Origin of the sequence: Parendozoicomonas sp. Alg238-R29, assembly GCF_947331445.1 — a bacterium.
Lineage (GTDB): Bacteria > Pseudomonadota > Gammaproteobacteria > Pseudomonadales > Endozoicomonadaceae > Sansalvadorimonas.
On sequence record NZ_CAMZOG010000160.1, the window covers coordinates 1 to 3,584 of the forward strand.

A 3,584-nucleotide genomic window follows, 5' to 3' on the forward strand; every position below is an offset into this window, starting at 1 on the left:
AACGAGAAATTAATATATTCACACCGACGCACAACGCCTGGGTCAGGTGCGCCGAAGGCGTCACCTGGACCCACTTGTTAGATTTTTTTTTCGGAGGGGGTGATCAATTGAAATTCTTCATGACTCATAAAGTTGATAATTTCTTCAGGGTCAATAGATCCCTTTACTTTACACATGAGGCGATAATTCGAAGGTGCATCATCACATAAAGATTCAACAGACACAGCGATATTGGATTTATATTGTGTTAATAACTTGTTAATGTCTCTTGAAATATATCGAGGGCAAAACCCAACAATTTCAGCAGGGTTGTCGGCTCTGATTAGAACAGCATATTTATCGTAATCATTTTGATTATCTAAACAAAATTTTAGCTTATCACCTGACTTTAACTGAGATACACGCTCAGATGCACTTTTTTGTAAATGACTCACACCGTGTGCAAAGAAAATTTGTTCAAAGTTTCCATTTTTATCAATTTCAAATCTCTTGAACATTTGTAGCTTGTCTGTACTTCTCAAGCCTCCAGAACGTCCAAGTACATTGATAGCAGTAGCATCTTTTTCTTCTAGGCCAATCCACTTGAGAAAACTGGGGTATTCTGGACGTCTAGACGACAAAATTCTATTTTTAAATAATGGAAATAAGGCGTCAGAAACATACGTTTTTTCAAAATTTTCCATGCCACTGAAAGGGATAAATTTGTCTGATAAACGCGCGCCCTTAGTGTAGTTAAAGCTATAACCAGAATCATGTTCTTTCAAGAGGCCAACGACATGCCACTCACGAGTAGAGGTTGACTGCCATGCCAGATATACTGAGTTATGCTCTTTCATCTTCAAGTAGCCTTCTTTTATTTTCTAAAACCATTTTAATTGCGAAGTTTCTAGCAGTCTCACTTATTACTTCACTTGGTATATTAGAAAAAATCTCCATAATTTTATCTTCTCTCAAACTTCTAAGTTTAGATAGCCAATGCGTTTTTGCTGAAACTCTTTTTTCAATAGCTGTATAAAAGGCATCTACTGTAAACAAAGGTTTCTTATCTGTTTTCAGGCGGAATAATTCTGATCGTGCCTTACATACGAATTTTTCAATTGTTCTGTTTTTATCTTTAGTGTTGATTCGTTCATCACGTTCAGAATCGAGAAGTTCACGACCTAAACTTGCAGCATGATCATACGAAGGGCATAAATGTTGTTCCCCAGTATCATTGTCCACAATTACAGCCCAGTTTTCATGATGTCTGTCTTGATTGCTAATTAAAGCGTCTAGCATTAAATATCCACAAAATACATCACCAGCATTAAGGCCGTTAATATTAATAGCATTAATATTGGGAGGTAATGTTTTGGAATCTAAACAACCAAGAACTCTATTTACAGTATGTTCCTTAATACGAACAAAACTTTCATCATCTTCTTCAGGTCTAGGATACGTTTTAGGTGAGTGTTTATGAAGAACTTCATTTCCCATAACCATTCTACAGTTTTGAGGAATAACATTCTTTGTAATGATTCCAAACCTTCCTGAAGATCGTGCAATTTCATAATTCACATGAGGAATATCAAGTTCTTTGCACAAACATTCAGCAACTTTCTCTGACCAGTGCTCGCCAGTATTTTCACGTGAATATTTGAACAGCCATTTAATATCCTCATTTGCTTCAAAGTAGAACCAAAATTTTTCTTTCGTTCCTAACTGTTCTAAATCTTCAGCACTGAAATCAATTTCTTCAATTTTAAAACTCATTATAAGCGCCAATAGTATTTAGAGTGTCTTCTCGAAACAAGACGGTAAACTTACCATAAATTATGCTTTTTTGCTATACAAATATCAATGAGAGTGATATGGCGTTTAAAAAATCTAACGCTTGCTTAAGGGGCGCCGTAGGCGTCCCATTTGAAGCACTTGTTATGTGGCTGGGCTTCTAAAATGACTGTTTATAAAGTCGAAGCTGCTCTAATACTTTTTCTAGCAGTGGAAGGAACTCTTTAGCATCTATATCTTCAATCGATTTCGAGTGCATATTTGATGCTGTAAATGGTTCTTCATAATGAATGTAAAAAGCACCAGCGTCAGCATGCCCTATCATACTGTCTCTTGCACTTATCATTTTATGTGTATAGAAATTAAACCTATCTATATCTTTTTTTTCGGAAAAAGATCGTTTCAATATTACTGGAAAATGTTTTTCATTAAAGGTCAATGAATTTTTTGATCCGTAGTTCTTCTCTGCATTTCCTGGATTAAAAATCTGAGATAATAATGCCGATGCGAGCATTATATTATTTTCAGACACTTTTAAACAATCTATAGCTGTCGGAAATGGCCTAGGGAAAATTGACTCATATTCCTGAAGGTGAGTTAATACTAAAGTTCCTTCTCTGTAATCATCCTTGGTTTTCGAGAACTCAATGACTTTTTTGATATGATTGTTTTCTTTTTCTGATATCTCACTAGAAGTAAAGGCCGAAAATGCCCTGATTGATTGTGAAAGAAGAAAGCAGCATTCTGTAAGGGCTTGCTCCCACAGTTGCAACCGACCTTTTATTTCACTTTTGTTGATTTTCATCGTAGATCATTCGGTGTTCACTTAAGTGTTGTTTAAAAGTAGTACATAAGAGTGCTTTATGAATATGAAGATGGCTCACATGTATGGAGCCACATAACGCCTAAATCAGGTGCGCCGTAGGCGTCACCTGGATTTACTTGTTAAGTTACTTTTTACTGTTATCTCAACTGTTTCAGTGTGATAAATAATTGTTCTAAGCATCATTGATGTATTGAACATGCTGTAGACTAACAAGAAAGATGTAAGCAAAAACATTGAGACAAGATCAAAAGTGCCAAAGCCAGTAAAATACATACCACTATAAAAAGTTTGTAAATAAAGACCTTTTAAGAGTGCTGTTGAGGTCGTGCCAGCCAAACCATACGTTGCAATACCGAAAAGTGTATCGGCATACCTACCAAAGTGCTTATATATAAAGCTATCATTTTTCAGTTCGTTGGCACCATATAAATATTGGTGAAGCAAAAAAACTGAGCCAACATATGCCCATATAAATGTATTAATGGCACCTGATTCGAGCATAGTTTTTAGCGGCTCTTTCATGGCACTACCATAGACTTGCATTAGTATGAATAATGCAATTAGAAAAAGTAGGGAAAAAATCCATTTCAAGTTAAGCTTCGACTTCTTCACAGCTTACTCCCATTGAACTTTTTTACTTTCTCATCTTCTTTTATATCATTATCTTTACCTACAATACTTCCTAGAACTCCGCCAGCAGCAACACCCATTGGGCCTGCAAGTAAGCCAATAATACCACCAACGACCATACCAACGGCGGTACCATCTGACGAGCTTTCAGCTTTCACCTGAGAGACATAATACTTCTTTTCTCCAATATGAAATTCCTTGGAACCCAGAAGTTTAACAAGCTCTTTCCTGGCTCTGTTCACAATAAATGTGGGTTGAGCCAATGGGACGCTTCCTGATCTAACAAACTCTCTTCTGAGAAGATATGTGTCTTTAAAAATCGCTTCCACCCCAGATAGCGCGATAAATATTTCGTTGC

Annotated in this window: 4 protein-coding genes and 1 pseudogene; all 5 read right to left on the reverse strand. The window is 36.3% G+C overall.

Annotated features, from left to right (window positions below; translation table 11 throughout):
* Positions 1-77: 77 nt before the first annotated feature.
* Positions 78-836 (reverse strand): HIRAN domain-containing protein, encoded by a 759-nt coding sequence (locus QMA35_RS21035; RefSeq protein ID WP_281649100.1) that lies wholly within the window; start codon positions 834-836, stop codon positions 78-80.
* Positions 823-1,752 (reverse strand): hypothetical protein, encoded by a 930-nt coding sequence (locus QMA35_RS21040; RefSeq protein ID WP_281649101.1) that lies wholly within the window; start codon positions 1,750-1,752, stop codon positions 823-825. The genes QMA35_RS21035 and QMA35_RS21040 overlap by 14 nt, the downstream gene beginning before the upstream one ends.
* A gap of 178 nt (positions 1,753-1,930) precedes the next feature.
* Entirely contained in the window at positions 1,931-2,575 is a 645-nt protein-coding gene (locus tag QMA35_RS21045) for a hypothetical protein (protein WP_281649102.1), read from the reverse strand.
* A gap of 123 nt (positions 2,576-2,698) precedes the next feature.
* Positions 2,699-3,118 carry a hypothetical protein gene (locus tag QMA35_RS21050; RefSeq protein ID WP_281649103.1) on the reverse strand — a complete coding sequence of 140 codons (420 nt, stop codon included), beginning with the start codon at positions 3,116-3,118 and terminating at the stop codon, positions 2,699-2,701.
* An 86-nt stretch (positions 3,119-3,204) separates the two neighbouring features.
* Positions 3,205-3,584: pseudogene (locus QMA35_RS21055) on the reverse strand (hypothetical protein); the annotation flags it as partial.